This is a genomic window from Acinetobacter sp. JADD-222 (assembly GCF_049310645.1).
On record NZ_JBMOWI010000002.1, the window covers coordinates 340,502 to 366,084 of the forward strand.

At 39.3% G+C, this 25,583-nt stretch carries 25 protein-coding genes and 1 pseudogene; 19 read left to right on the forward strand and 7 right to left on the reverse strand.

All coding sequences use genetic code 11. The features are described 5' to 3' along the window. The first annotated feature begins 1 nt into the window (after nucleotide 1). Nucleotides 2-538 (forward strand): ribosome biogenesis factor YjgA, encoded by a 537-nt coding sequence (gene yjgA, locus ACO6UW_RS03575; RefSeq protein WP_032035266.1) that lies wholly within the window; start codon nucleotides 2-4, stop codon nucleotides 536-538. Nucleotides 539-584: 46 nt separating this feature from the next. Here the strand turns inward: yjgA and ACO6UW_RS03580 are convergent, their stop codons facing one another. Then, complete coding sequence (locus tag ACO6UW_RS03580; RefSeq protein WP_057077544.1) at nucleotides 585-2,222, reverse strand: acyl-CoA synthetase; 1,638 nt, start codon at nucleotides 2,220-2,222, stop codon at nucleotides 585-587. 391 nt (nucleotides 2,223-2,613) lie between these two features. Here ACO6UW_RS03580 and thrS point away from each other — a divergent pair, with 391 nt between their 5' ends. From thrS to ACO6UW_RS03600, 4 genes are all read left to right on the forward strand, one after another. Then, nucleotides 2,614-4,536, forward strand: coding sequence for a threonine--tRNA ligase (gene thrS / locus ACO6UW_RS03585; protein WP_002117224.1), 1,923 nt, complete (start codon nucleotides 2,614-2,616; stop codon nucleotides 4,534-4,536). Between the two features lie 5 nt (nucleotides 4,537-4,541). Further along, nucleotides 4,542-5,093, forward strand: a complete 552-nt coding sequence (gene infC, locus ACO6UW_RS03590; RefSeq protein ID WP_075383312.1) for a translation initiation factor IF-3 — start codon at nucleotides 4,542-4,544, stop codon at nucleotides 5,091-5,093. 229 nt (nucleotides 5,094-5,322) lie between these two features. Further along, on the forward strand, nucleotides 5,323-5,943 hold the full coding sequence (locus tag ACO6UW_RS03595; RefSeq protein ID WP_002117212.1) for a glutathione S-transferase N-terminal domain-containing protein: 621 nt from the start codon (nucleotides 5,323-5,325) through the stop codon (nucleotides 5,941-5,943). A gap of 53 nt (nucleotides 5,944-5,996) precedes the next feature. Further along, nucleotides 5,997-6,425: a YqaA family protein gene (locus ACO6UW_RS03600; protein WP_057077543.1), complete on the forward strand. Its 429-nt coding sequence runs from the start codon at nucleotides 5,997-5,999 to the stop codon at nucleotides 6,423-6,425. 40 nt (nucleotides 6,426-6,465) lie between these two features. On the opposite strand, the gene nreB is transcribed toward ACO6UW_RS03600, so the two are convergent. Beyond that, nucleotides 6,466-7,716 carry a nickel resistance MFS transporter NreB gene (nreB, locus tag ACO6UW_RS03605; protein WP_153567541.1) on the reverse strand — a complete coding sequence of 417 codons (1,251 nt, stop codon included), beginning with the start codon at nucleotides 7,714-7,716 and terminating at the stop codon, nucleotides 6,466-6,468. Nucleotides 7,717-7,754: 38 nt separating this feature from the next. Between nreB and ACO6UW_RS03610 the strand changes: the two are divergent. The 5 genes and pseudogenes from ACO6UW_RS03610 to ACO6UW_RS03630 all read left to right on the forward strand — a co-directional run bounded on the left by ACO6UW_RS03610 (nucleotide 7,755) and on the right by ACO6UW_RS03630 (nucleotide 9,731). Then, nucleotides 7,755-7,968 (forward strand): annotated as a pseudogene (locus tag ACO6UW_RS03610) (hypothetical protein). Next, nucleotides 7,956-8,150 (forward strand): 50S ribosomal protein L35, encoded by a 195-nt coding sequence (rpmI, locus tag ACO6UW_RS03615; RefSeq protein WP_002054552.1) that lies wholly within the window; start codon nucleotides 7,956-7,958, stop codon nucleotides 8,148-8,150. Before ACO6UW_RS03610 ends, rpmI begins: the two are co-directional and overlap by 13 nt. Nucleotides 8,151-8,161: 11 nt before the next feature. Next, on the forward strand, nucleotides 8,162-8,521 hold the full coding sequence (gene rplT / locus ACO6UW_RS03620) for a 50S ribosomal protein L20 (protein ID WP_000124858.1): 360 nt from the start codon (nucleotides 8,162-8,164) through the stop codon (nucleotides 8,519-8,521). Between the two features lie 91 nt (nucleotides 8,522-8,612). Continuing rightward, nucleotides 8,613-9,170, forward strand: a complete 558-nt coding sequence (locus ACO6UW_RS03625) for an NADAR family protein (protein WP_017482379.1) — start codon at nucleotides 8,613-8,615, stop codon at nucleotides 9,168-9,170. 57 nt (nucleotides 9,171-9,227) lie between these two features. Then, on the forward strand, nucleotides 9,228-9,731 hold the full coding sequence (locus ACO6UW_RS03630; RefSeq protein WP_032007092.1) for a GNAT family N-acetyltransferase: 504 nt from the start codon (nucleotides 9,228-9,230) through the stop codon (nucleotides 9,729-9,731). 3 nt (nucleotides 9,732-9,734) lie between these two features. On the opposite strand, the gene ACO6UW_RS03635 is transcribed toward ACO6UW_RS03630, so the two are convergent. After that, nucleotides 9,735-10,727, reverse strand: a complete 993-nt coding sequence (locus ACO6UW_RS03635; protein WP_348891889.1) for a hypothetical protein — start codon at nucleotides 10,725-10,727, stop codon at nucleotides 9,735-9,737. A 158-nt stretch (nucleotides 10,728-10,885) separates the two neighbouring features. Between ACO6UW_RS03635 and pheS the strand changes: the two genes are divergently transcribed. Genes pheS through ACO6UW_RS03650 form a run of 3 tightly spaced genes read left to right on the forward strand, consistent with a single transcriptional unit; the run spans nucleotide 10,886 to nucleotide 14,573 of the window. Further along, nucleotides 10,886-11,866 carry a phenylalanine--tRNA ligase subunit alpha gene (pheS, locus tag ACO6UW_RS03640; RefSeq protein ID WP_002117277.1) on the forward strand — a complete coding sequence of 327 codons (981 nt, stop codon included), beginning with the start codon at nucleotides 10,886-10,888 and terminating at the stop codon, nucleotides 11,864-11,866. A 32-nt stretch (nucleotides 11,867-11,898) separates the two neighbouring features. Further along, nucleotides 11,899-14,280 carry a phenylalanine--tRNA ligase subunit beta gene (gene pheT / locus ACO6UW_RS03645; RefSeq protein WP_032007093.1) on the forward strand — a complete coding sequence of 794 codons (2,382 nt, stop codon included), beginning with the start codon at nucleotides 11,899-11,901 and terminating at the stop codon, nucleotides 14,278-14,280. Beyond that, nucleotides 14,277-14,573, forward strand: a complete 297-nt coding sequence (locus ACO6UW_RS03650) for an integration host factor subunit alpha (protein WP_000126166.1) — start codon at nucleotides 14,277-14,279, stop codon at nucleotides 14,571-14,573. The genes pheT and ACO6UW_RS03650 overlap by 4 nt, the downstream gene beginning before the upstream one ends. A gap of 139 nt (nucleotides 14,574-14,712) precedes the next feature. On the opposite strand, the gene ACO6UW_RS03655 is transcribed toward ACO6UW_RS03650, so the two are convergent. Next, nucleotides 14,713-14,955: a hypothetical protein gene (locus ACO6UW_RS03655; RefSeq protein WP_002117215.1), complete on the reverse strand. Its 243-nt coding sequence runs from the start codon at nucleotides 14,953-14,955 to the stop codon at nucleotides 14,713-14,715. 94 nt (nucleotides 14,956-15,049) lie between these two features. Here ACO6UW_RS03655 and ACO6UW_RS03660 point away from each other — a divergent pair, with 94 nt between their 5' ends. Further along, nucleotides 15,050-15,175, forward strand: a complete 126-nt coding sequence (locus ACO6UW_RS03660) for a hypothetical protein (RefSeq protein ID WP_002117184.1) — start codon at nucleotides 15,050-15,052, stop codon at nucleotides 15,173-15,175. A gap of 191 nt (nucleotides 15,176-15,366) precedes the next feature. Here ACO6UW_RS03660 and rho read toward each other — a convergent pair whose 3' ends face one another. After that, entirely contained in the window at nucleotides 15,367-16,635 is a 1,269-nt protein-coding gene (gene rho, locus ACO6UW_RS03665; RefSeq protein WP_002117304.1) for a transcription termination factor Rho, read from the reverse strand. A 321-nt stretch (nucleotides 16,636-16,956) separates the two neighbouring features. Beyond that, nucleotides 16,957-17,283: a thioredoxin gene (trxA, locus tag ACO6UW_RS03670; protein ID WP_002054512.1), complete on the reverse strand. Its 327-nt coding sequence runs from the start codon at nucleotides 17,281-17,283 to the stop codon at nucleotides 16,957-16,959. A 275-nt stretch (nucleotides 17,284-17,558) separates the two neighbouring features. On the opposite strand from trxA, the gene ppx reads away from it, so the two are divergent. From ppx to ACO6UW_RS03695, 5 genes are read left to right on the forward strand one after another with little or no spacing between them, the layout of a single operon-like run. Further along, a complete protein-coding gene (gene ppx, locus ACO6UW_RS03675; RefSeq protein ID WP_033849270.1) occupies nucleotides 17,559-19,079 on the forward strand; it encodes an exopolyphosphatase in 1,521 nt (506 codons plus the stop codon). A gap of 18 nt (nucleotides 19,080-19,097) precedes the next feature. Further along, entirely contained in the window at nucleotides 19,098-19,919 is an 822-nt protein-coding gene (locus ACO6UW_RS03680) for an acetyl-CoA carboxylase carboxyltransferase subunit alpha (RefSeq protein ID WP_005066304.1), read from the forward strand. Further along, nucleotides 19,856-21,256, forward strand: a complete 1,401-nt coding sequence (tilS, locus tag ACO6UW_RS03685; protein ID WP_081038287.1) for a tRNA lysidine(34) synthetase TilS — start codon at nucleotides 19,856-19,858, stop codon at nucleotides 21,254-21,256. The genes ACO6UW_RS03680 and tilS overlap by 64 nt, the downstream gene beginning before the upstream one ends. After that, nucleotides 21,231-22,067: a pyrroline-5-carboxylate reductase gene (proC, locus tag ACO6UW_RS03690; RefSeq protein ID WP_081293424.1), complete on the forward strand. Its 837-nt coding sequence runs from the start codon at nucleotides 21,231-21,233 to the stop codon at nucleotides 22,065-22,067. The genes tilS and proC overlap by 26 nt, the downstream gene beginning before the upstream one ends. A gap of 21 nt (nucleotides 22,068-22,088) precedes the next feature. After that, the gene (locus ACO6UW_RS03695; RefSeq protein WP_000501183.1) at nucleotides 22,089-22,658 is read left to right on the forward strand and encodes a YggT family protein; all 570 of its coding nucleotides are present in this window, start codon (nucleotides 22,089-22,091) and stop codon (nucleotides 22,656-22,658) included. 52 nt (nucleotides 22,659-22,710) lie between these two features. On the opposite strand, the gene polA is transcribed toward ACO6UW_RS03695, so the two are convergent. Further along, nucleotides 22,711-25,482, reverse strand: coding sequence for a DNA polymerase I (gene polA / locus ACO6UW_RS03700; protein WP_057077539.1), 2,772 nt, complete (start codon nucleotides 25,480-25,482; stop codon nucleotides 22,711-22,713). Nucleotides 25,483-25,583: the final 101 nt, after the last annotated feature.

The following is a 25,583-nucleotide window of genomic DNA, read 5'->3' on the forward strand; positions in this document are numbered from 1 at the left end:
CGTGGCACGTCGTCCCCAACGTTATACTGAAGAAGATTTTGGCTCTTTAGAAGGACGTGCAAGTAAGACAGAGCAGAAAAAAGCAGTTCAACGTATGGCTGCTTTAGGTGAGCAATTAGCACAACTTTCTGTTAAACAGATTCAAAAACTCCCAGTTGATGAACGTTTAATTGATGCGTTAATGGAAGTACAGAACATTAGTTCTTTTGAAGCTCGTCGTCGTCAGTTTCAACGTATTGGTAAATTATTGCGTAATGAAGATGAGACCGTTATTTTGTCTTATCTAACTCCGCAGCAAGGCGCAAAAAAGCAGGCTCAATTGATGCGTTGGGTTGATCGTATGATCGAACAAGGCGACCCTGCAATTAATGAATTTAGTAAAATTTATAATGCTTCGGAACGTCACACCTTGCGTCAGCATGTGTTGAGAATCAACCGTGATAAGAGTCAGCAAGTGAGTGAAGCAGAGCTTGAGGTATCAAAAGGTAAATTTGTAAACTATGTACAGCAAATTGCCCTATTGTCTGATCAAGGCTAAATGCTCTTCTATAAAAAAGCGACGCTCAAGGCGTCGCTTTTTTTATTTATACATTTTCAGCCCGTTCTCTTGCCCATTCACGCAAGATAAATTTCTGTAATTTACCTGTCGATGTTTTCGGAATTTCTGTAATAACCACATCTTTAGGCACTTTAAAGCGCGCTAATTCTTTTTGGCAGTGTGCAATAATTTCTTCAGGTGTTGCTGTAGCACCCATCTTTAGCTCAATAAATGCGCATGGTACTTCTTGCCAACGTGCATCGGGTTTGGCGACTACCGCAGCGGTTAATACAGCAGGATGTTTATATAAAACATCCTCTACTTCTAAAGATGAAATATTTTCTCCACCGGAAATAATGATGTCCTTCGAGCGATCAGTAATTTTTGCATAACCATCTGGGTGACAAACGGCTAGGTCGCCTGTGTGAAACCATCCGCCAGCAAAGGCTTCTTGAGTCGCTTTAGGGTTCTTTAAATAGCCTTTCATGACAATATTACCACGGAACATGATTTCTCCCATGGTTTGACCATCATTAGGCACAGGTTCCATAGTCTCGGGATCTAACACACGCATGCTGTCTTGCAACGGGTAGGGTACACCTTGACGGGAATGAAGTTGGGCTTGTTCAGCAATTGATAGCTCATTCCATCCAGATTGAGAAGCGCATAGAGCAGAAGGTCCATAAGTTTCTGTTAAGCCATATACATGGTTTACGTTAATCCCCATGTTTCGCATCCCTTCAATAATGGCAACAGGGGGAGCTGCCCCAGCAACCATGACTTCAACATGGTGATCAAAGTTCGCTTGTTTTTCTTTAGGTAAGTTAAGAATCATTGAAAGAACAATAGGTGCACCACAGAAATAATCAACTTTATGGGCTGCAATCAATTGCATGACTAATTCTGGATCGACTTTGCGTAAACAAATATTGGTTCCACCACTTGCTGCTATGCTCCACGCAAAACACCAGCCATTACAATGAAAGAGGGGTAGTGTCCATAAATACACAGCACGTGGTTTCATTCCACAAGCCAAGATATTGCTTGCAGCATTAAGATAAGCCCCGCGATGATGATAGACCACACCTTTAGGATTACCTGTAGTTCCAGATGTGTAATTTAAGCTAATCGCATCCCACTCATCTTCTGGTAAATGCCAAGAGAAGTTAATGTCGCCCTGAGCGATCCATTCTTCATATTCAAAGGAACCTAAAAACTGATTTTCACCTTCGTATTCCGTATCGGCTACATCAATTACAATAATGTGTTGATTCGGAATAAGTGAGAGAGCCTCTCTTGCCAAATTCACAAATTCAGGGTCAACCAACAGTACTTTACTTTCAGCATGTTCCAGCATGAAAGCGATTGTTTTTGCATCTAAACGTGTATTGAGGGTATTAAGTACCGCACCCGCCATAGGAACTGCAAAATGCGCTTCAATCATGGCTGGAATATTTGGCAATAAAACGGATACCGTATCATTTTTCTCAATTCCCAGTTGCTTGAGCTGAGATGCAAATTGGCAACAGCGTTGGTAAGTTTCTTTCCATGAAATTTGGCGCTTACCATGAATAATTGAAGCTTGATCTGGGTAAATATAAGCCGCACGCTCTAGGTAGCGTAGAGGTGATAACGCAACAAAGTTTGCGGGTGTGCGTGGTAACTCATCATAAGCACTAACCATGTGAAACAACTCCGTGTTCTATTTTTAATTCATTCTTTGAACATATGATTTAATATTAATCAAAGCATCTATGCTTTAGTCTTAAAGAGCGATACCCTCCAGTCAAAAAATGAGCAGAAATGCTATTTTCTTCATCTTAAACCACTTGTGTTAAACATGTTTAAAAATCATCTCAATATATTTTTAAGTCATTTATTGCTGTTTACGCGATAAGCAAAATGTATTTATGATTTTATGGACTCAAAGGTTTTCACATTGCTTGAACAAGTGTAAAATCTTTCAGGTTTTTAACTTTGATTTACACCGTTTTTATATTTTGAGGTTCGCCTCGATCATAATCTCGCGGTGAAATGCTCCTTCGTATAGGGCATCACTCCTTAAGGATTTTTTTATGCCAATTATCACATTGCCAAATGGCGATCAAAAGAGTTTTGATCACGCTGTATCTGTTATGGAAGTTGCCCAAAGTATTGGGCCTGGTCTAGCAAAAAATACTGTTGCTGGCCGTGTAAATGATCGCTTAGTTGATGCATGTGACTTAATTACCGAAGATTCGACCTTACAAATTATCACTCCAAAAGATGAGGAAGGTCTTGAAATTATTCGCCATTCTTGTGCACACCTTGTAGGGCATGCTGTTAAACAGCTTTTCCCGGAAGCCAAGATGGTGATTGGTCCAGTCATTGAAGAAGGTTTTTACTACGACATCTGGATGCCACGTCCTTTTACCTTGGATGATATGGCAGCTATCGAAGAGCGTATGAAAAAGCTCATCGATCAAGATTACGATGTCGTTAAAAAAATGACACCGCGTGATGAAGTTATTGCTGAATTTACTGCGCGTGGCGAAGAATATAAATTACGCTTGATTGCAGACATGCCTGAAGAAACACAAATGGGCTTGTACTACCATCAAGATTATTTGGATATGTGTCGTGGTCCACACGTACCGAATACCAAATTCTTAAAATCGTTCAAGCTCACTAAAATCTCTGGTGCATACTGGCGTGGTGATGCGAAGAACGAACAGCTTCAACGTATTTATGGTACAGCTTGGGCAGACAAAAAACAGCTCGCTGCATACATCAAACGTATCGAAGAAGCTGAAAAGCGTGACCATCGTAAAATTGGTAAAGCTTTAGACTTGTTCCATATGCAAGAAGAAGCACCGGGTATGGTGTTCTGGCATCCAAATGGCTGGACTATTTACCAAGTACTTGAACAATACATGCGTAAAGTTCAGCAAGACAACGGTTACCTTGAGATTAAAACACCACAAATTGTAGATTTTACACTGTGGGAAAAATCAGGTCATGCGGCGAACTATGCTGACAACATGTTTACGACTCATTCTGAAAATCGTAACTATGCCGTTAAGCCAATGAACTGCCCATGTCACGTGCAAGTGTTCAACCAAGGTTTGAAGTCTTACCGTGATTTACCGATTCGTTTAGCAGAGTTTGGTTCTTGTCATCGTAACGAACCATCAGGTTCTTTACACGGCATTATGCGTGTACGTGGCTTTACACAAGATGACGCGCACATCTTCTGTACTAAAGAACAGATCGGTCAAGAAGTTGCTGACTTTATTAAGCTGACTTTAGAAGTTTATAAAGATTTTGGTTTTGAAGAAGTGCAAATGAAACTTTCTACACGTCCAGAAAAACGTGTGGGTGATGATGCACTTTGGGATATGGCTGAAAAATCTTTAGCAGATGCTCTAGATGCAGCGGGTCTCGAATGGGAATTACAACCTGGTGAAGGCGCGTTCTACGGTCCGAAAATTGAATTCTCATTGAAAGACTGTCTCGGACGTGTATGGCAGTGTGGTACTATTCAGTGTGACTTCAACTTGCCAGAACGCTTAGATGCGTCTTATGTGACTGAAGACAATGATCGTGATCAGCCTGTGATGTTGCATCGTGCAATTCTTGGCAGTTTTGAGCGTTTTATTGGTATACTAATTGAACACTACGCTGGTTTCATGCCACCTTGGTTGTCGCCGTTACAAGCATGTGTCATGAATATTACGGACTCTCAAGCTGAAGCTTGTGAGAAAGTCGTAGCAAAACTCAAAGAAAATGGCCTTCGTGCTATTTCTGACTTGAGAAATGAAAAAATCGGATTTAAGATTCGTGAGCGTACTCTAGAGCGTATTCCTTACCTATTAGTTCTTGGTGATCGAGAAGTTGAAGAAGGTACAGTGAATGTGCGTACCCGCTCAGGAAAAAATTTAGGTACTATGTCAGTAGATGCATTCATTGACTTAGTGAAGTCTGCCGTCGCCGAACGTGGCCGGTATATTGTGGAGTAAGAAAGATTAAACAGCCTGACCGTAACCAACAACAAGGTGCAAAAAGCAACCGTCCAGCAATTAACGACGAGATCCGTGCAAAAGAAGTACGCCTCGTTGGTGCTGACGGTGAGCAAAAAGGAATTGTTTCATTAAATGAAGCACTGCGCGCTGCTGAAGAGGCAGATCTTGACCTGGTTGAGATCGTTGCAAACGCCGAGCCGCCTGTTTGTAAAATTATGGATTACAACAAGCACTTGTTTGACCTTAAGCAGAAGCAAAAAGATGCGAAGAAAAAACAGCATCAAGTGCAAGTGAAGGAAATCAAACTGCGCCCTGCAACTGATGTTGGTGATTATCAAGTTAAGCTTCGTGCTATTTTGAAATTCCTTGAAGAAGGAAACAAAGTGAAAATCACTTTACGTTTCCGTGGTCGTGAAATGGCTCACCAACAACTTGGCTTAGCTCAATTACAAAAAATTGAAGCTGATGTTGCTGAGTTTGGGGTTGTGGAACAAGCACCTAAAATGGAAGGCCGTCAAATGGGTATGTTACTTGGACCTAAAAAGAAAAAGTAATACTCAAAAAAAGCACTGCAAAAGCAGTGCTTTTTTATATCCTTATCATAATAAAAAAAGATGATTTAATTTTCTCTGTTCAGTTTTATTTAAGACAATTGCTATATCTTTTAAAAGAAATTCAATTCTTGAATTTTATGTATTTTTTAGTGTTGGAAATCTCATCGTCTCTCTTAAAACATGCTATAACGCAAGACGCAGTCATGATAACGATGAATAGGAAAATAGAATGATTGATCTATATTATTGGGGAACTCCCAATGGACATAAAATCACAATTGCCTTAGAAGAAATGGGACTGGACTACACTCTTTACCCAATCAATATTTTAGAAAATGACCAATTTCAACCAGACTTTCTGAGAATTTCTCCAAATAATAAAATTCCGGCGATTGTTGACCAAGATGGACCTCGTGGTGAGCCAATTTCAATATTTGAATCAGGCGCTATCTTGCAATATTTAGGTCGGAAAACCGGATTATTCTATCCAACTGATGAGCAAGAGCGAGTTGAAGTTGAACAATGGCTCATGTGGCAAATGGGTGGGTTAGGGCCTATGCTAGGGCAGAATCATCATTTTAACCGCTTTGCACCAGAAAAAATTCCATACGCGATAGACCGCTATGTAAATGAGACTAAGCGCTTATATGGTGTGCTGAATAAGCAGCTCATTGGCCAGAAGTTTGTTGCGGGTGAATACTCGATTGCTGATATGGCAATTTTACCTTGGATTTTGCGCTATGAATGGCAAGGTATTCAGCTAGAGGATTATCCTTATGTGCAAGAATATATTGTTCGCTTGACGGCACGTCCTGCGGTACAAAAAGCACTATCAATTAAAGTCATCTAACTTTTATTGGTCGTGTAATGAATAAAGTGAAAGGTGATTTGGTCTAATTTAATATGCTAAGTTACTTTTTACTTTTTTTGAGCGCGTTTGGGGCGGCTACATTATTACCGTTACAATCAGAAGCTGTACTCGCCACCTTATTATTAAAAAAAGAATATTCTGCTTTTCTTCTAATTTCTATCGCTACTTTCGGAAATGTACTGGGCTCGTGTGTGAACTGGTGGCTTGGTTTAAAAATAGAGCAGTTTAAACACAAAAAGTGGTTTCCTGTTTCTGAAAAGCGTTTAGAGCAAGCTCAGCGTTTTTATCATAAATATGGGTTTTATTCGCTGCTTCTAAGTTGGACCCCTGTGATTGGTGACCCAATTACTTTAGTTGCAGGTTTATTCAAAGAAAATTTTTGGCGCTTTTTAATTATCGTTTTGATTGCTAAAGCAGGACGCTATATTTTTATTTATTGGGTGATTACAGATTTTATTTAAAATAAAAGCATCCGAAGATGCTTTTATTAAAATGGTTTAATTAGTCTTCTGAGCTTTTTGTAATATCGACTTTAAATAGGTCATTGGTTTTTAGCCAACAAAAGGTGACCACTGCAAGTGTCATACAACCGCCAAAAATAGTTGCTGCAATCGTTCCTAAATATTTGGCTGCTAAACCTGACTCAAATGCACCAAGCTCATTACTTGATGAAACGAACATTCCGTTTACAGCAGCAACGCGACCACGCATATTTTCTGGTGGAAAAATTTGCAAAATGGTTTGTCTAACCACAACTGAAATACTGTCACAAGCGCCTGTCATAGCCAACGCAAATAGTGATAACCACATGTTGTTTGAGAATGCGAAAAGAATCGTGAAAACACCAAATCCTGCAACAGCAAGTAGCATGTTACGCCATGCATGCTGAGTTGGTGGAAAGCGAGTCAAAGCAATCATAGTGACAAGCGCTCCAATAGATGGTGCCGCACGCAAATATCCCAGTCCTTCTGGACCGACTTTTAAGATATCTTCTGCAAAAATTGGTAATAATGCGATGACTCCACCAAATAAAACAGAAGCTAAATCAAGAGAAATTGCCCAAAGAACAATTTTAGTTTTCCAGATAAAACGGAAACCATCTCCTAAACTTTCTAAAACGTTAGCGGTTTCAATTTTAGGAAAACTACGCTTATGCAATAGGTTAATTAAGATAAAACAAATACCAAGTAAAACCGCAACACTAAATAGGCTTGTTTCTCGGCCTAAATAGGCAAGCATGAAACCACCAAGCATTGGCCCGATGATTACACCACTTTGCCAACCGATCGTCGTCCATGTTGCACCATTTGCATACAGTTCACGAGGAATCAAAAATGGTTTTAAAGACGTTGCAGAGGGATTATAAAACCCACGTATAGTACCTAAGCCAAAAATAACAGCATAAATACCCCAAGAAAGGAAATTTACGCTGATATAACCTAAACCATGTAGATGGAACAGTGACCACAGTACTAAAGGAAGAGGAACCGAGAAAAATAAACAGATCTTCATAATAATCTGTTTATTAAATCTATCTGCAAAATAGCCACCCCAAAGAGAAAGAGCAATAAAAGGAATGGCTTCTGCGAGTCCAATTAGACCTAGAGTCAGAGGGTCTTTGGTGATTTGATAGAGTGAGTAGGCAACAATAATTTCTTGAATCAGAATTGCTAAAGTTAAGCAAAATTGATTAATTGTAACAATTGAGAAATCTCTGTAGCGTAAGGCAGCAAATGCATCATGTTTCTGCATTAGGAATATCGTATGTTGATAATTTGATCGTATTATAAATGGAAAAAAGCATAGGTGCTTTATTTATTATTGATATTGCTGACACGGTTGAATTTGGAAAAGTCTTTCTTTGCACTCATAAAAACAGTAACTAATAGTTTTAATTTTGCTCAGGTTGCTATAAAATACGCGCTTCCTTACCTGCAGGTCGATTTTGCAATGGTGCGATCGTGCCGAACAGGTGCCCAAAAGAGGTTACTATGGCTAAGTTAAAAACTCGCCGTGGTGCAGCTAAACGCTTCAAAGCGACTGCAAACGGTTTTAAGCGCAAACAAGCATTCAAGCGCCACATTTTGACCAAAAAATCTGCTAAACGTATCCGTCAATTACGCGGCTGTGTAATGGTTCATGTTTCTGACATGAATTCAGTTCGTCGTATGTGCCCATACATCTAAGGAGATTATAAATGGCTCGTGTAAAACGTGGTGTAGTGGCTCATCGTCGTCACAAAAAAATTCTTGCTCGCGCTAAAGGTTACTATGGTGCTCGTTCACGCGTTTACCGCGTAGCGTTCCAAGCGGTAATCAAAGCTGGTCAATACGCTTACCGTGACCGCCGTCAAAAGAAACGTCAATTCCGTGCTCTATGGATTGCGCGTATCAATGCTGGTGCTCGTCAAAACGGTTTGTCTTACAGCCGTATGATCGATGGCTTGAAAAAAGCTCAAGTGATCATCGACCGTCGCGTATTAGCTGACATCGCTATGCATGATGCAGTAGCATTTGCTGCTTTAGCTGAAAAAGCTAAAGGTGCATTAGCTGCATAAGCTTAGAGATTCAAAGAAAGACCGCTTTTTAGCGGTCTTTTTTATTTTTAGCGGTTCTATTTTAAAAAGAGATAACAATCAGAGATAAAAGATGAAAGACGAAAAATTTCTTAATGATTTAATTAAAAAAGTACAGCAAGGTCACCAGTTCAAATATTTATATTTCTGGGGGCATACTCCTAAGAAAGCTGATCTTGTTGATAAGAGTTGTTTTAGCCAGTGGTTTCCTGCGCAATTTGAAGTAGAGAGTATCGAGTACTTTACTGCTGAGCACTATATGATGGCGCAAAAAGCAAAAATATTTAATGATGAAGAAATTTTTGCACGGATTTTGCAAGTTAAACATCCTAATGAGGCGAAACAACTAGGTCGCAAAGTACGTAATTATGAGGAACAGATATGGCAAGAAAAACGGTTTGATATTGTCGTACAGGCGAATTTTGCCAAATTCTCACAGCATCCTGAGTTGAAGAAATTCTTATTAGCAACGAAAGACCGTATTTTAGTTGAAGCATCTCCAGTCGATAAAATTTGGGGAATTGGTATGGCGCAGGACCATCCATATATTCAAGATCCATCTCTATGGCAAGGACTAAATTTGTTGGGTTTTGCTTTAATGCATGTTCGAGAGCTACTTTTAACTGAGTAGGTTGGTGTGAGACCAATCAATGCTTCACTTTAAAAGTAGTGACGTGAGGGAAGTAAATTGAAATCATTAAATGATATGGATATTCGTATAGCATCACTCAAGGATGCATTATCTATTGCAGAAGTACATGTACAGGGGTGGAAAGAAACCTATACAGGTATAATTAAGCAAGAAATATTAGATGAGCTTAAAATCCTAGATAAGGAGTTATTATGGAAAGAAATAGCAAAAAGCCCTGATCATAAGTTATTTGTCTATACTGAAAATGGGGCAGTGAAAGGCTTTCTCGATGGTTATTTAAACCCAGAAAATAATATTGCTGAAATTATGGCTTTTTATCTTTTAAAAGAAGTTCAAAAGCAAGGCATGGGACGTGAGTTATTTCAAAAGTTCTACCAATGCGCTTTAAATCAAGGATACAGTTTTATTCGCTTAGAAGTTTTTAATAAAAATCCAAGTCGTTTCTTCTACGAAAAAATGGGAGCTAAATTAATTGGGGAAACCGAACTACTTGAGTTCGGTCCCGAAATAACAGAGTTACTTTATCAATGGGAACTCTAATCTTTAAAGTCCAAAATAATAAGCCAAAGCACAAATAATAATCGTTAGAATAACCAGTTTAATAACGCCTGAACCAGTGCCTTTATGGTGCTGAGACTTGAGATGCTGTGGATTTTCATTTGATTGCTCAAATGGAGATGCTTTAACTACAGGCACCTTCTGAGCTGTCTGATAATGGTTGGCAACTTTCACAATAAGCTTGGCAAACAAATCATCAGTTTTTTGTGTAAAGTTTCTTAAATTGATGAGTTGCTCTTGGTCTAGTTCTTCTCCCAAAGGATCATTTGCAATACGTTTCTTTTGTTCTAAGTAGTCAGCTAATGCTTGAGTGCGAGATAAAAGTTGATGGGCATAATCTGCGGGATAATTCTCTGGAATTAATGCAAGTTTTGGCTCTAAGCTTTTAATATTTGTACCATCAAAAAGAGCATTTTGAAGTTCTGGCTCCTCAAAGCCTGCTGCATATTTACTATGAAATAATTCACTATCCATAAAATCAGCTATTTCTTGCCATGGCGGATTTTTTAAATCAGCTTCAATTTTTTTTGATAATTTTTCATTGAGTTCAAAACGCCAGAAAGTTTCTAAACGAAGCTCACAGGTTTGTGAAGCAGGAGCTTCAAACTCATTATCATTGTTATACCATTCGGCAAGCTCATGGCCAAAAATCCAAGCAAATTTCTTATCATTTTGATGGCTCACGATAAAATGAGTATAAGGTAAGAGCTCGACATTGCTATTTGGATTTTGTTCTTCATTGAGAAGGCTTGATAAATGTAAGCTGAGCTTTGAGGTACCTTGTTTTTTTAATGCTTCTAGCCAAACTTGGAAGTGTTGGGCCAACAAATGTTGAGAAGTTAAGTCACGAAACTGAAAACTATGATGGTCGAAAATATGATGTTGTCGCCATTGGTTAAAGCTTAAATTCTGACGGAGGTATTCATTACCATATGTCACAAGCGTAAGTTGTTGTTTCCAAATCTGATTAAGCGCCATAATAGTTGATCTCATTGACGATACTACTATCTTATACGTTTTATCTTTTTGTTGCCTAATACATTTTTCATGATGGATAAACTTCATCAATTCAATGAAAAACTGTTAGAATGCAGTGTTTTATTATATTTTTTAAATTTGTTGCTTTGAGAGTTAATATGTCACTGGAAGCCCTGACCACAGAAGCGCTTGCTGCCATTGCAGCAGCTCAAGACCTTGTTGCACTTGATCAGGTGCGTGTGCAATTTACAGGGAAAAAAAGCCAGCTTGCAGAACAATCGAAAGCATTAGGGAAAATGGACCCTGAAGAACGCAAAGTACAAGGTGCTGCGATTCATGCTGTTCGAGAAACAATTAATACTGCATTAACAGAACGTCAAGCGGCACTACAACAGGCAGCACTTGCACAAAAGCTAGCAAGTGAAACGATTGATATTACATTGCCGGGCCGTGGTCAACGTATTGGTACAGTTCATCCTGTTACTCAGGTACAAGAGCGAATTTGTCAGTTCTTCACTAAAGCTGGTTTTACAGTTGCAACCGGTCCAGAAGTTGAAGATGACTATCACAATTTCGAAGCATTAAATATTCCTGGTCACCATCCGGCACGTGCTATGCACGATACTTTCTACTTTGATGCTACTCACTTGCTACGTACGCATACCTCTGGGGTACAGATTCGTACAATGGAGACGAGTGAGCCGCCAATTCGTATCGTATGCCCTGGCCGTGTTTACCGTTGTGATTCGGATCAAACGCATTCACCAATGTTCCACCAGATCGAAGGCTTATATGTTGCTGAGAACACAAGCTTTGCTGAATTAAAAGGTTTATTGATTAACCTACTGAATGAATTTTTTGAGAAAGATTTAAAAGTACGTTTTCGTCCTTCATATTTCCCATTTACAGAGCCTAGTGCAGAAGTAGATATCATGGATGAGCGTGGACGTTGGTTAGAAGTTTTAGGCTGTGGCATGGTACATCCAAATGTATTGCGTGCTGCGGGTATTGATCCTGATAAATACAAAGGCTTTGCTTTTGGTTTAGGGGTAGAGCGTTTTGCAATGTTGCGTTATGGCATTAATGATTTGCGTATGTTCTATCAAAATGATGTGCGTTTCTTACGCCAATTTGCCTAACATTTTTTCAGGATTAAAAAAGGTTTATAAAGATGAAGATTAGCGAAAATTGGCTACGCACATGGGTTAACCCGGCAATTGATAGTGAGACATTGTCTGATCAGTTAACTATGCTTGGTCTTGAAGTTGATGAACTTGCACCTGTTGCTAAGCCATTTACTGGCGTCGTGGTCGGCGAAGTTTTAACAGTTGAGCAGCATCCAGATGCAGATCGTTTGCGTGTAACGACAGTTAATATTGGTTCGGGCGAGCCTTTACAAATTGTTTGTGGGGCACCGAATGTTCGTGCTGGCATGAAAGCTCCAGTTGCAACGATTGGTGCTGTATTACCGGGTGATTTCAAAATCAAAAAAGGTAAACTTCGTGGAGTTGAGTCACAAGGCATGCTTTGTGGTGCTTCTGAAATTGATCTTGAAGATAAAATCGATGGTTTGCTTGAGTTACCTGCTGATGCTCCAGTAGGGATAAATATCCGTGAATACTTAAAACTCGATGATAACGTCATCGATATCAGTATTACACCAAACCGTGGTGACTGTTTCAGTATCCGTGGTATCGCTCGTGAGATTGCAGTAATTAACCAACTGCAAATGAATGAACCTGATATTAAATCAGTTGAAGCGACAATTGCTGATGAGAAGAAAGTAGTGATCAGCACTGAAGGTGCTCCACGCTATTTAGGACGTGTAATTAAAAACGTTAATGTAAAAGCTGCTACTCCTGAGTGGATGGAGCAGGCTTTAGCTCGTTCAGGAATTCGCACGCACAGTATTTTGGTTGATGTGACGAACTATGTCCTTATGGAACTGGGTCAGCCAATGCATGCTTTCGATTTAGCTAAAATCGAAGGGACTGTACATGTGCGTCAAGCTCAGCCACAAGAAAAATTACAACTCCTTAATGATCAAGAAGTTGAATTACAAGAAGATATTATGGTGATTGCTGATGACCAGAAAGCTTTGGCAATTGCTGGAATTATGGGTGGTTTAGCATCAAGCGTAACTGATGATACTACCGATATCTTCCTAGAAAGTGCTTTCTTCGCGCCACTTGCTATTGCTGGACGTGCTCGTCGTTTTGGCTTGCATACTGATTCTTCACAGCGTTATGAACGTGGTGTAGATTTTGAGTTGCCGTTAATTGCCATGAACCGTGCTTCGCAGCTTATTCAAGAGTTGGCAGGTGGTGAATTTGGTCCAATTACTGTGGCTGAAAAAACTGAAATTTTACCAAAGCGTGAAGCAATTGAACTGAAACAAGCTCAGGTAGACCAATTGTTGGGATATCAATTGACGGCTGATTTCATTGCAGATGCTTTAACTCGACTAGGGTGTGAAGTAACTGTTAAAGCTGAAGGTGAGTGGAATGTAGTACCTCCATCACATCGCTATGACATGGCTATTTATCAAGACTTAATTGAAGAAGTGGCACGTATTGATGGTTATGACAATATCCAAATTAGCTTACCAAGCATGGATGTTCAATTAGCTAAATATCAAGACCGATTTGAAATTGCAGAGTTACGCCAAACTATCGTGACTTTAGGTTATCAAGAAGCAATTAGTTTTAGCTTTGCTGATGCAAAACTTGAAAAGCAATTGAACCCGCAAGTAAATCCGTTAATGCTAGCAAATCCAATTTCAAGTGATTTGGCTGCAATGCGTAGTACTCTACTTTCAAGTTTAATCCCTTGCGTACAATATAATCTCAATCGTCAACAAAGTCGTGTTCGTTTCTTTGAATTAGGACTCCGTTTTGATTATCAAGATGCTAAAAGTATTGAAGATCTAAAACAGATTCCAACTTTAGCTCTAGTGGCCGTTGGCTCGCAACAACCAGAATCTTGGCATGTGAAGCCTCAACCAATGGATTTCTTCGACTTCAAAGGAGAGATTGAAGAGATTTTAGCTGCTGGTCGTGTCAAAGTTGAATATGTACGTTCAGAGCGTGCATGGTTGCATCCAGGGCAGTCTGCTGAAATTTTAGTTGATGGGCAATCAATTGGTTACTTAGGCCGTCTGCATCCATCTTTAGAAAATGAGCTAGATTTAAGCACAACTTGGGTTGCTGAACTTAATCAAACAGCCGTTTTGCAATCTTATGTATCTAATTTTACAGAATTATCACGTTTTCCTTCGATTAGACGTGATATTGCGCTTTTAATCTCTGATAATATAAATGTTAGAGATATTCAGCAGTTAATCGAAAAAACTGGTGGAGAGCTTTTAGACTCTACATGGTTATTCGATGTGTATACGGGGCAGGGTGTCGAAGAAGGTAAGCGCTCATTGGCGTTTGCATTATTATGGCAACATCCTTCACGTACGCTTGAAGATGCTGAAATTAAATCTGGTATGGACAATATAATCCAAGTGTTGGAAAACACTTATCAAGCGACATTGAGGGCCTCATGACAGCATTAACTAAAGCAGACATGGCTGATCATTTAAGTGAGTTAACCAGCTTAAATCGCCGTGAAGCAAAACAAATGGTCGAGTTGTTCTTTGACGAGATTAGCCAAGCACTTATTGCAGGGGAGCAGGTTAAGCTTTCTGGTTTTGGTAATTTCGAGTTAAGAGATAAACGCGAACGTCCAGGACGTAACCCTAAGACAGGTGAAGAAATTCCAATTTCAGCACGTAGGGTAGTGACCTTCAGAGCGGGTCAGAAGTTTAGACAACGCGTTGGAAATGAGCAGATCGATTGATCTGCTTTTTTTATATTTTAAATAGCTTTATATAGTTTATTGGGCAGCAATATAGGACCGCTTAATCTTAGAAAATCAAAATTTAGATATAAAAAAAGAGGACAAAATGTCCTCTTTTTTATCTAATCTAGAATATAGATTAGTGTGCAGCAGAAGCAGCAGCAACGTCAGAAGCAGCAGCAGCAACGTCAGAAGCAGCGGCAGCAGTTTCAGAAGCAGCAGCGTCAACAGCTACAGCAGCTTCAGAAGCAGCTTCAGTAGCTTCAGAAGCAGCAGCTACAGCTTCAGAAGCAGCAGCAGGAGCTTCTTCTTTCTTAGAACAACCAACGAAAGCTAAAGTAGCAGCAACAGCAGCAGCAACAGCGAATTTTTTGAATAACATGGCATCACTCTCACAAAAAAGATTTGAGATTAAAAAAACCTAAGTTGGACTGTTTTGCTTTTATTATTCCTAAAACGTAGCTAGGTAACAACGCATGGAGCAGTCTAACTGGTCTGCCGCTATGCTATCACTGCAAATGCTGAAATACTACTGTCGTCTGTCAAAAAAACGTATGAAAAAGAGAAAAACAGACTGTTTTTTAACAGAAAAAAACAATTAATCAGCTCGTGTATATTGGAAAAGGTAGAGGTAAGCTACTAAAAAAACTAAGCTTTTTTATGCAAAAATATTTATTATCAAAAGCTTATAAATAATTTTACATAAAAATAAGCAAAATGTATTTTTGTGTAAAGCTTGTCAACCAAATAAAAAGCCACTCAAAAGAGTGGCTTTTTTTGAAGGCTTAATTACTTAAGTTGAAGCTTTACGTTTCATTTGATCAAAGAAATCATCATTTGTTTTGGTTTCTTTCATGCGGTCAAGTAAGAATTCCATTGCTGCCAACTCATCCATAGGGTGAAGTAGCTTACGGAGGATCCATACTTTGCGTAATTTATCTTCATCCATTAAACGCTCTTCACGACGTGTGCCAGATTTTTTGATATTCATAGCAGGGAAGACACGTTTTTCAGCAATACGGCGATCAAGAGTGATCTCTTGGTTACCTGTACCTTTGAATTCTTCATAAATTACATCATCCATTTTACTGCCTGTTTCAATCAAAGCAGTAGAGATGATCGTAAGTGAGCCACCTTCTTCGATATTACGTGCTGCACCGAAGAAACGCTTAGGGCGCTCTAATGCATGAGCGTCTACACCACCAGTTAATACTTTGCCTGATGACGGAATAACAGTGTTGTAAGCACGTGCAAGGCGGGTAATAGAGTCAAGAAGAATCACAACATCTTTTTTGTGCTCAACAAGACGTTTAGCTTTTTCAATTACCATTTCTGCAACTTGTACATGGCGAGCTGGTGCTTCATCAAATGTTGACGCAATAACTTCACCGCGAACAGTACGCTCCATTTCGGTTACTTCTTCTGGACGTTCGTCAATTAATAGAACAATCAAGAATACTTCTGGATTGTTTCTAACAATCGATTGAGCAATATTTTGAAGTAACATTGTTTTACCCGCTTTCGGCGGTGCAACAATAATAGAACGTTGGCCTTTACCAATTGGCGCAACTAAATCAACGACACGAGCAGTTAAGTCTTCTGTCGTACCATTACCTAATTCCATAACCAATTGTTCGGTCGGGAAAAGGGGAGTTAAGTTTTCAAATAAAATTTTATTTCGAGAATTTTCTGGCGTGTCATAGTTAATCTGGTTAACTTTGAGCAACGCAAAATAACGCTCACCTTCTTTTGGAGGGCGAATAGTACCTGTGATGGTATCACCTGTACGCAAGTTAAAGCGTCGGATCTGTGAAGGACTCACATAAATATCATCCGGACCTGCTAAATACGAACCTGCGGCAGAACGCAAAAAACCAAAACCATCAGAGAGAATTTCGAGAACGCCGTCACCAAAAATTTCTTCGCCATTCATCGCATGGCGTTTCAAAATGGCAAAAATAATATCTTGCTTTCTGTTACGAGCCATACCTTCCAGGCCCATAAATTCAGCAATTTTAATTAGTTCGCCGATTGGTTTTTTCTTGAGTTCAGTTAAATTCATAAGGGTCAGAATTAGGAAAGAGTAGAGTGTGGTTTAAAAAGGAGAAAAATCGCTCGCATACAAAAAAGATTATCGCAATTGTATTTACACAATAACAATTCAGAAGTCTGATTAATTGTTTCGAAGAGAAATGTGAAAAAACAATTTCTGTTGCCGAGTGGCGATCTTTATGTTTGTGTCTTGTAAGAAGCCGGACGAAGATGATTCCCTTCAGTGCCTCTTGAGCATGCAATATAAGCCAGCCTAGCAAATTTGTCAATTTATAGGCGAAAAAAATACGCTATAAAAAAGTATAGCGTATTTCTTTTTTAGCATTTTGACTTAAACGTTTTCATCAATAAAGCTAACAAGTTTAGAGCGAGGTACAGCACCAATTTGTTGAGCTACAACTTCACCATTTTTGAAAAGTAGTAAAGCAGGAATGTTACGGATGTTGTATTTCACTGCTGTATCTTCGCAAGAAGTCACATCAACTTTAACAATTTTTACTTTACCAGCATATTCACTTGATAGGTCTTCAAGAACAGGTGCGATCGCTTTACAAGGTGCACACCATCCTGCCCAGAAGTCAACAAGTACAGGGGTTTCAGCATCTAAAACATCTGCTTGGAAGTTATCATCAGTTGTATTTACAATAGTCGCAGACATGGTACGGCTCCAATTTTTAAAAAAAAGTGCTATTACAGGAGAAATTATCTCTATCAGTATTACATAGCTACTTAGTTCAATGTAAGGGTTTGATGCTATTATTCAAGGCTTAACTAAATTTGTCTAATGGATGCTCACGATATTCATCATCGACTTGTACAATCGACTTATAAATAGAAAAATTTAAATGACAGCTAATTGTTGATGAAAATGGCTTTTCAATTGCATTCTTGTGAATTACTCTAAGCGTGAATTGTTATGGGTTTAGTTCAATAATGTCTGATTTTCTGATTGATGAAGAATTACTTGCTGCCATAGATATGGGGTCGAACAGTTTTCACCTTGCAATTGCACGGGTAGATCATGGTGAAGTTAAAAAAGTTGCTTCGATGTCAGAAAAAGTACAGCTTGCAGCTGGTTTAGATGAGAATAAAAACCTAACAGAAGCCGCTCAGCAACGAGGCTTAGCCTGCTTGGCTCGTTTTGTTGGAAGATTAAGCTCTGTTCAACCAAATCGTTTAAGAATTGTGGCGACCAATGCCTTGCGTCAGGCAAAAAATGGTCATGAATTTATCCAAAAAGCAGCAGAAATTTTGCCTAAACCTATTGAAATTATTGCTGGGCGAGAAGAAGCGCGTCTGATTTATCTTGGCGTATCGCATACTATGGCAAATGGTGGTCGACGTTTAGTTGTAGATATTGGTGGTGGTTCTACTGAGTTCATTATTGGTGAAGAGTTTGAGCCTATTTATACAGAGTCATTGCAAATGGGATGTGTGGCTTATACAAAAGCCTACTTTGCTGATGGCGAAATCACACAAAAAGCCTTTGATAAAGCAGTAGTTGCTGCCCGTAAAGAACTTTCAGCTATTGCAACAACGTATAAAATGGAAGGTTGGGATACTGTCGTTGGTTCTAGTGGAACGATTAAAGCTTGCCGTCAAATTATGGTGAATATGGGCTTGAGCGATGAACAAGAAAACGTTACTCGAGAAGGCTTATATAAACTCAAAGATAAATTACTTAAGTTTAAAAATATTTCTGAAATTGATTTTGAAGGGTTAAGAGAAGACCGACGAGCAGTTTTGCCAGCCGGATTGGCAATTTTGTACGCAGTTTTCGAAGTTTTAGAAATTGATCGTTTGGCATATTCTGATGGTGCATTACGTGAAGGAGTCATGTATGACCTGTTAGGTCGTTTTAAACATGAAGATATCCGTGATCGTAGTGTACAGGCTTTGATGGGGCGTTATAACGCAGATCCAAAACAAGCAGAACGGGTTGTAAATACAGCACAGCAATTATTTGATGGTGTTGCGGAATCTCTTAATTTAACCAGTGAAGACAGTGACTTACTGCGTCGAGCTGCCTATTTGCACGAAATTGGTTTGGCGATTAGTCATGGTGGGTATCACCGTCATGGTGCTTATTTATTGCAGCATTCCGATATTCCGGGCTTCTCACAAATTGACCAAAATCATCTTTCACATTTGGTCGCTCACCACCGTCGTAAATTGCGAAATGATGTAAAAAATGAAATTTTGAAGGCTGGTGGTCATAAATTACTTTATCTATGTTTATTACTTCGCCTAGCAGTTTTACTCAACCATAGTCGAAGTGATCAGATGCTTCCTGCCATTGAACTGACCATCATAAATGATCAACAATGGCAACTTAGTGTTTCTGGTGATGCCAAACAATGGCCATTGTTAGTTGCCGACTTGCATGATGAGCAAGAGCAGTTTAAGCATTGGGACATTGAATTGAATATTCAGTCGGAAAAATTTATCGATTAAAGGGATAATATTCGACCTATGAAAAAAGCTACTCAGTCCAAAGCGTGGACAACGGTTCAAATTGCACGTCATCCTGATCGTCCGCAGTTTCTAGATTATGTCGGTGAAATCTTTACAGAGTTTGATGCCTTGCATGGTGATCGTTTGTTTGGTGACGATGGTGCGATGGTAGGTGGTCTTGCTCGTTTTGATGGTCAACCTGTGATGGTTATTGGCCAACACCGTGGTCGTAGTACCCGTGAAAAATTAAAGCACAACTTCGGTATGGCTAACCCAGAAGGTTACCGTAAATCTCAACGCCTATTAGATATGGCAGAGCGCTTTAACCTTCCGGTCTTCACATTTATTGATACTATGGGTGCTTACCCAGGTGTTGGTGCTGAAGAGCGTGGACAAGCTGAAGCAATTGCAACTAGCCTTGCTCAACTTTCAAGTTTGAAAGTTCCTGTTGTCGCAACAGTACTCGGTGAAGGCGGTTCTGGTGGTGCTTTAGGTATTGGTGTTGCTGACCGAGTAATCATGTTGTCGCATAGTATTTATTCTGTGATTTCACCAGAAGGCTGTGCATCTATTTTATGGAAAACTGCTGAAAAAGCGGCTCAAGCAAGTGAAGCTTTAGGTTTGACAGCAGATAAATTACAATCTCTAGGTATTGTTGAATATGTAGTAGATGAAGGCGAAGGGGCTCATTTAGACCCTGAGCAAGTCATGCAAAACCTAAAAGTAGTTTTGAAGCAAGCTTTGGATGAGTTGCTACCAATGGATGCAAATGAACGATGCGAAGCACGTTATCAACGTTTAATGAAGTTTGGCAGCGAAAATTTAGGCATTGCGTCTTAAAACAGGCTCAAGAGTTTTCAGAAAATAGTACTTTTCTTATTGGATGTAGTGGCGGCATGGATTCAATGCTGCTACTACATTTGATGTCTCAAATTTTCCCTCATAAGATCCGAATAATTTACATAGATCATCAACTGCAATCAAAAAGCGCAGAGTGGGGCGAACTCGTTGCTAAACAAGCGACTCATTTAAATATTCCTTATACCATTCAAAAAGTTCAAGTTACTGACGGTAATTTGGAAGCTCAAGCACGTCAGGCGCGGTATCACGCTTATCTACAACATTTGCAAGCCAATGAAATTTTAGTGCTCGCTCATCATCAGCAAGATCAGGCTGAAACGGTAATATTGCGTTTATTGTCGGGTACAGGTGTTGATGGGCTTGCTGCTATGCAGACTATTGATTACCGTAAAGATATGACAATTTGGCGCCCTTTTTTGGATTTAACCCGTGAGCAGATTGCCGAGTGGACCACTCAACTTGAGATTGAGTATGTAGATGATCCTACAAATTACGATATCTATTATGATCGGGCGTGGTCGCGTGAAGAACTTTGGCCCTTCTTACAAAACCGTTTTCCAAAAATGCAGCAAGCACTTAGTCGTACTAGCTATTTGATGCAAGATGCTTCTGAAATTTTAGAAGAAGTTTTAAAAGTTGATTTGCAAAATTGTGGTACGGACGAATGTTTGGATTTAACTCGGCTATTAAAACTATCTTCTGCTCGACAGCGCCAATTGCTTTCAGTTTGGATGAAAGGTGATGGGCAATACCGACCTGCATTTGAAATGGTTGAGCGGTTAAAAAATGAAGTAATTAATTCGAAGTCTGATGCACAAGCGGCATTACACTGGAACCAGTTTTATTATGTTCGTTATCAACATCATCTTTATAGGTTGAGTCGACAAGTTTTTCTTGCTGAAAAATTAAACCCAGTTGAAACCGAGACAGAGCATCATTTTCAACTAGGGGAAGTAGTGGATTGCGCTTCAGGAAATTTTCAAATTACTCAAAAAAATATGGGTTTGTCTGCATCTTTATTAAATAAAAAATTAAAAATTATTCGACGCCAAGGTGGTGAAAAGGTCCATTTATATGGTCGTGTTGGGCAATGGCCATTAAAAAAAGCAATTCAAGAAGCACATATTTTGCCTTGGCTTCGTCATACAATTCAAATATTAGTCATAGATAATGTTATGCTTGGGGTTTTTACACCGAAAGGATTTTGGTTGGCTCAGTCTCCGTATTGTGAGCAAGGAGGATGGCAACCAGATTTAATTTCTTATTCTTGTAATCTGGTAAATGGCGAAGATGGTTATGACAAGTGCAGTAAATAGTAATATCTGTTTTATTGGTGGTGGTAATATGGCCCAAGCTTTGATTGGTGGGATCATTTCAAGAGGTTTACCGCCAACACGTATTACCGTTTCAGATCCTGTTGAGCAAATACGTCAATTATTGCAAGAAAAAGAAGTCCATGTGACACAAGATAATGTAGCTGCAATTAAAAATGCTGATGTCGTTGTACTGGCAGTAAAACCACAAGTTTTGGCGACTGTTTTACGTCCTTTAAAAGGACTGTTATCAGATAAATTGGTTATTTCAATTATTGCTGGTGCTGAAATTCAAACGATATCAAACTTAATTGATAGCAATCGAATTGTTCGAGTTATGCCAAATACGCCAGCTCTAGTTCAGACGGGTGCACATGGTATCTATGCAAATGATGTAGTAGGTACTTCGGATCGTGAATTAACAAGTCAGATTTTAGCAGCCACAGGCTTAACAATTTGGGTAAACTCCGAAGCTCAAATTGATGCGGTAACAGCGGTTTCTGGCTCAGGTCCTGCATATTTCTTCTATCTCATGGAAAGTATGATCCGTGCGGGTAAAAATTTAGGACTTGATGAAAAAGTTGCAACTGCGTTGACTCTTCAAACGGCATTAGGTGCAGCTCAAATGGCAATTACGAGTTCAAACACTCCTTCTGAACTTCGTAAGAATGTGACATCGCCAAATGGCACAACTCAAGCTGCACTTGAAGTTTTTGACCGTGCACAAATCTCCCAAAATATTCAATCTGCATTGGCTGCTGCACAGAAGCGTAGTCAAGAATTGGCTCAAGAATTGAGTGACAGTGCGAAATAGCTTAAATAGGATAAGACAACTATGGGTGCAAATTCTGCGCTAATTTTTGGAATTTTAATTAATGTCGCGATTTTATTGGTCTTTTTCCGTTTTTTAATGCAATTGGCGGCAGTAAGTCCTTATAATCCTGTGGTTTTATCGACCGTAAAGGCGACTAAAATTGTTGATATTTTTGGCCGAATTTTTCCGACGGTCGCAAAAGGCCGATTTAATTTGGCTGCGTTGGTTCTTTTAATTATTTTATATTTGCTGAAAATTTTTGGCGTGATGTATCTTTCTGGTTCTATGCCAAATAGTCCGGTTCACTTAGTGATTCTGACATTTGTGACGATGATTCAGGACCTAATTCGTTTCTGCCGTTATTTAATTTTCGCGACAATTATTTTGAGTTGGGTGGTTATGTTCACTCAATCGCGTTCACCTTATATTGAAGTGATTCAAGATTTAGCTGAACCATTACTCGCGCCATTCCGTCGTTTATTGCCTAATATGGGAATGATTGACTTATCTCCAATTTTGGCGTTTTTGGCGCTTTATATTGCCGAGATATTAATGAATGAAGTTGCAAAAGTTCTTTTAACAGGACTTTAAGTTAACGCAATAAAAAAGGGCTGTTAATACAGCCCTTTTTTATTTCTACTAATTAATGGGCATCATCCCAGTTTTGCCCTTGCCCAACTTCAACAACTAAAGGCACAGAAATTTTTACTACAGATTCCATGACAGTCGCGATTTGCTTAGAGAGCTCTTCGGCAATGTTTTGATCTGCTTCAAAAACTAATTCATCGTGTACTTGAAGAAGTAACTTGGCTTGATCTTTTGGCAAGATTTTATCAACTTCAATCATTGCAAGTTTAATGATATCAGCGGCACTACCTTGTAACGGTGCATTAATTGCAGCACGTTCGGCAGCCTTACGTACCATTACATTTCGTGCATCAATATCAGGTGTATAAAGACGACGACCTAAAATAGTTTCAACAAAACCTTGCTCTGATGCAACTTGACGTGTGCGTTGCATATATTCATAGATGCCAGGATAGCGTTGGAAATATTGCTTAATATAGTTTTGCGATTCTTGACGTGTAAAGCCTAATTGACGAATCAAACCAAACTCAGACATACCATAAAGTAGGCCAAAGTTAACTGCTTTCGCTTGACGGCGTTGGTCATTGGTCACATCTTCGATAGCAATACCCAATACTTCTGCAGCAGTACGGCGGTGAACATCTTGTCCGTGCTGGAACGCATGTACTAAAGCATCATCTTGAGAAAAATGAGCCATTAAACGTAATTCAATTTGCGAGTAATCGGCAGCCAATAATACTCGACCTTCTGGCGCAATGAATGCTTTACGAATTTGGCGCCCAATTTGTCTACGAATTGGAATATTTTGTAAGTTAGGATCTGAAGAGGAAAGGCGACCTGTTGCTGTAAGTGCTTGGTGATAACTTGTATGTACACGATGCGTGTCGTTATGAGATTGCTCAACTAGACGATCAGTATAGGTACTTTTTAGCTTTGCTAAACCGCGATGCTCTAGAATAATTTCCGCTAAAGGATGTTCAATTTTTTCTAAAACACTTTCACTGGTGCTGTATTGTCCAGTTGCAGTTTTTTTACCGCCTTTGATTCCTAATTTATCAAATAGTATTTCGCCTACTTGTTTAGGCGAAGCAATATTAAAAGTTTCATCTGCAATTTCCATCGCTTGATTTTCAAGCCCTTCCATCGTTTTTGCAAATTCAACGCTTAATTTATCTAAGAAGGCATGATCTAGACGAATGCCATCTTCTTCCATACCCGATAAAATACGGGCAACTGGCATTTCGATGTTATATAAAATATTTTCTAGCTCAGGAAATGGCTTAAGTTTGTTTGAAAGCACTTCATACAAACGATAGGTCACATGTGCATCTTCTGCAGCATAGTGAGCAGCAACTTCAATCTCAATTTGATTAAACGTTTTTTGTTTAGCACCCTTACCAGCAATTTGTTCAAAAGTGGTGGTTAAATGGCTTAAGTAGACACGAGCTACGTCATCCATGCCGTGACGAGTCGCTGCTGCATTCAATACATAAGATGCAAGCATGCTATCGAAATACCAGCCTTTAAGTTCTATGCCATGATTGGCAAAGATATGGGCATCATATTTAAGGTGATGACCAATTTTTTTAACTGCTTCATTTTCTAGCACAGGTTTAATTTGAGCCAGAATTTGATCACGATCTAGTTGCTGCGGCGCATTTTCATAATTATGCGCTAATGGAACATAGTAGGCATCTTTCGCATCAAATGCGATTGAAAAACCAACCATCTCTGCAATACGGTAGTCCAGACTTGTAGTTTCTGTATCAATAGCAAAATGATCGGCATTTTGCATGCGTTGCCAGAGCTGATCCCATGCTTCTTGGGTTAAAACAGTGTGATAATTTGCAGTTCCAAGCTGGTCATCTTGACTAGTTAAGCTTGCTTGATCTTCGGTTTCTATAGATTCAGCAGGTTTAACTTCATTTTGAACAACAGTTTGTGAAGCTTGTTGTTTATAGCTTGAGCTATTTGGATTGTTTGGATGATCAAGCGACTGTAATTGGTTTCTAAACTCAAGCTCAGTATAAAGATTACGTAGAGCCTCTACATTTGGATCAGTAAGCTTTAACTCATGCCAATCGAGTTCTAAAGGAAGATCACAAACAATGCTAGCTAACTGGTGGTCAAGCTTAATATTGTCTAAGTTATCTTTAATATTTTGGCTAAGTTTGCCTTTAAGTTGGTCTGCATTGGCAATAATATTGTCTAAAGTGCCATATTCAGTTAGTAACTTAGCTGCTGTTTTTGCACCTACGCCAGGTACACCCATGATGCCATCAGACGCATCGCCCATAAGGGTTAAGTAATCGATAATTTGATTTGGCCAAACACCAAATTTTTCAAATACCCCGTCGGTATCCATGACGCGATCTTTAAAGCTATCTTCAAGCTTTACATGATCATTGACGAGCTGAGCCATGTCTTTATCTCCGGTTGAGATAAGTACATGATGGCCTTCGAGTACGGCACGTTTAGCGAGTGTACCGATAATGTCATCTGCCTCTGCACCCGGAAGACTATATAAAGGAATCCCCTGAGCTTTAATCAATGCATGTAAATATGGAATCTGTTGAGATAACTCTTCCGGCATGGTAGGGCGATCACCTTTATAAATAGGTGAAAGCTTGTGGCGGAAAGTTGGCTCAGGCGTATCAAAAATGACAGCCATATGTGTCGGCTGCATACGGCGCATTAATTTTTGAATTGCAGAAATTGCCCCACGTATTGCATTGGTATGTAACCCTGTAGAGGTCGTCAATGGTGGTAATGCATGATATGCACGAAATAAAAAATAGGACCCATCAACCAAGACAAATGGTGGCATTGAACAATTCCTTAATCTGAATTACGGGTATTTTACGTGAAAACGGCTATGAATGCAGGTTTATGATTTTTGCAGTATTTTGTATGTATAAATATACGCTT

What these genes read in the sequence shown, in the direction of transcription:
- pheT (WP_032007093.1), top strand. Translation starts at nt 11,899, where the DNA reads ATGAAGATTAGCGAAAATTGGCTACGCACATGGGTTAACCCGGCAATT.
- ACO6UW_RS03595 (WP_002117212.1), top strand. Translation starts at nt 5,323, where the DNA reads ATGATTGATCTATATTATTGGGGAACTCCCAATGGACATAAAATCACA.
- rho (WP_002117304.1), bottom strand. Translation starts at nt 16,635, where the DNA reads ATGAATTTAACTGAACTCAAGAAAAAACCAATCGGCGAACTAATTAAA.
- ACO6UW_RS03660 (WP_002117184.1), top strand. Translation starts at nt 15,050, where the DNA reads ATGGAGCAGTCTAACTGGTCTGCCGCTATGCTATCACTGCAAATGCTG.
- ACO6UW_RS03655 (WP_002117215.1), bottom strand. Translation starts at nt 14,955, where the DNA reads ATGTTATTCAAAAAATTCGCTGTTGCTGCTGCTGTTGCTGCTACTTTA.
- ACO6UW_RS03625 (WP_017482379.1), top strand. Translation starts at nt 8,613, where the DNA reads ATGAAAGACGAAAAATTTCTTAATGATTTAATTAAAAAAGTACAGCAA.
- ACO6UW_RS03680 (WP_005066304.1), top strand. Translation starts at nt 19,098, where the DNA reads ATGAAAAAAGCTACTCAGTCCAAAGCGTGGACAACGGTTCAAATTGCA.
- proC (WP_081293424.1), top strand. Translation starts at nt 21,231, where the DNA reads ATGGTTATGACAAGTGCAGTAAATAGTAATATCTGTTTTATTGGTGGT.
- rplT (WP_000124858.1), top strand. Translation starts at nt 8,162, where the DNA reads ATGGCTCGTGTAAAACGTGGTGTAGTGGCTCATCGTCGTCACAAAAAA.
- ACO6UW_RS03635 (WP_348891889.1), bottom strand. Translation starts at nt 10,727, where the DNA reads ATGGCGCTTAATCAGATTTGGAAACAACAACTTACGCTTGTGACATAT.
- polA (WP_057077539.1), bottom strand. Translation starts at nt 25,482, where the DNA reads ATGCCACCATTTGTCTTGGTTGATGGGTCCTATTTTTTATTTCGTGCA.
- ACO6UW_RS03650 (WP_000126166.1), top strand. Translation starts at nt 14,277, where the DNA reads ATGACAGCATTAACTAAAGCAGACATGGCTGATCATTTAAGTGAGTTA.
- ACO6UW_RS03695 (WP_000501183.1), top strand. Translation starts at nt 22,089, where the DNA reads ATGGGTGCAAATTCTGCGCTAATTTTTGGAATTTTAATTAATGTCGCG.
- nreB (WP_153567541.1), bottom strand. Translation starts at nt 7,716, where the DNA reads ATGCAGAAACATGATGCATTTGCTGCCTTACGCTACAGAGATTTCTCA.
- rpmI (WP_002054552.1), top strand. Translation starts at nt 7,956, where the DNA reads ATGGCTAAGTTAAAAACTCGCCGTGGTGCAGCTAAACGCTTCAAAGCG.
- ppx (WP_033849270.1), top strand. Translation starts at nt 17,559, where the DNA reads ATGTCTGATTTTCTGATTGATGAAGAATTACTTGCTGCCATAGATATG.
- thrS (WP_002117224.1), top strand. Translation starts at nt 2,614, where the DNA reads ATGCCAATTATCACATTGCCAAATGGCGATCAAAAGAGTTTTGATCAC.
- ACO6UW_RS03600 (WP_057077543.1), top strand. Translation starts at nt 5,997, where the DNA reads ATGCTAAGTTACTTTTTACTTTTTTTGAGCGCGTTTGGGGCGGCTACA.
- tilS (WP_081038287.1), top strand. Translation starts at nt 19,856, where the DNA reads ATGCGAAGCACGTTATCAACGTTTAATGAAGTTTGGCAGCGAAAATTT.
- pheS (WP_002117277.1), top strand. Translation starts at nt 10,886, where the DNA reads ATGTCACTGGAAGCCCTGACCACAGAAGCGCTTGCTGCCATTGCAGCA.
- ACO6UW_RS03580 (WP_057077544.1), bottom strand. Translation starts at nt 2,222, where the DNA reads ATGGTTAGTGCTTATGATGAGTTACCACGCACACCCGCAAACTTTGTT.
- trxA (WP_002054512.1), bottom strand. Translation starts at nt 17,283, where the DNA reads ATGTCTGCGACTATTGTAAATACAACTGATGATAACTTCCAAGCAGAT.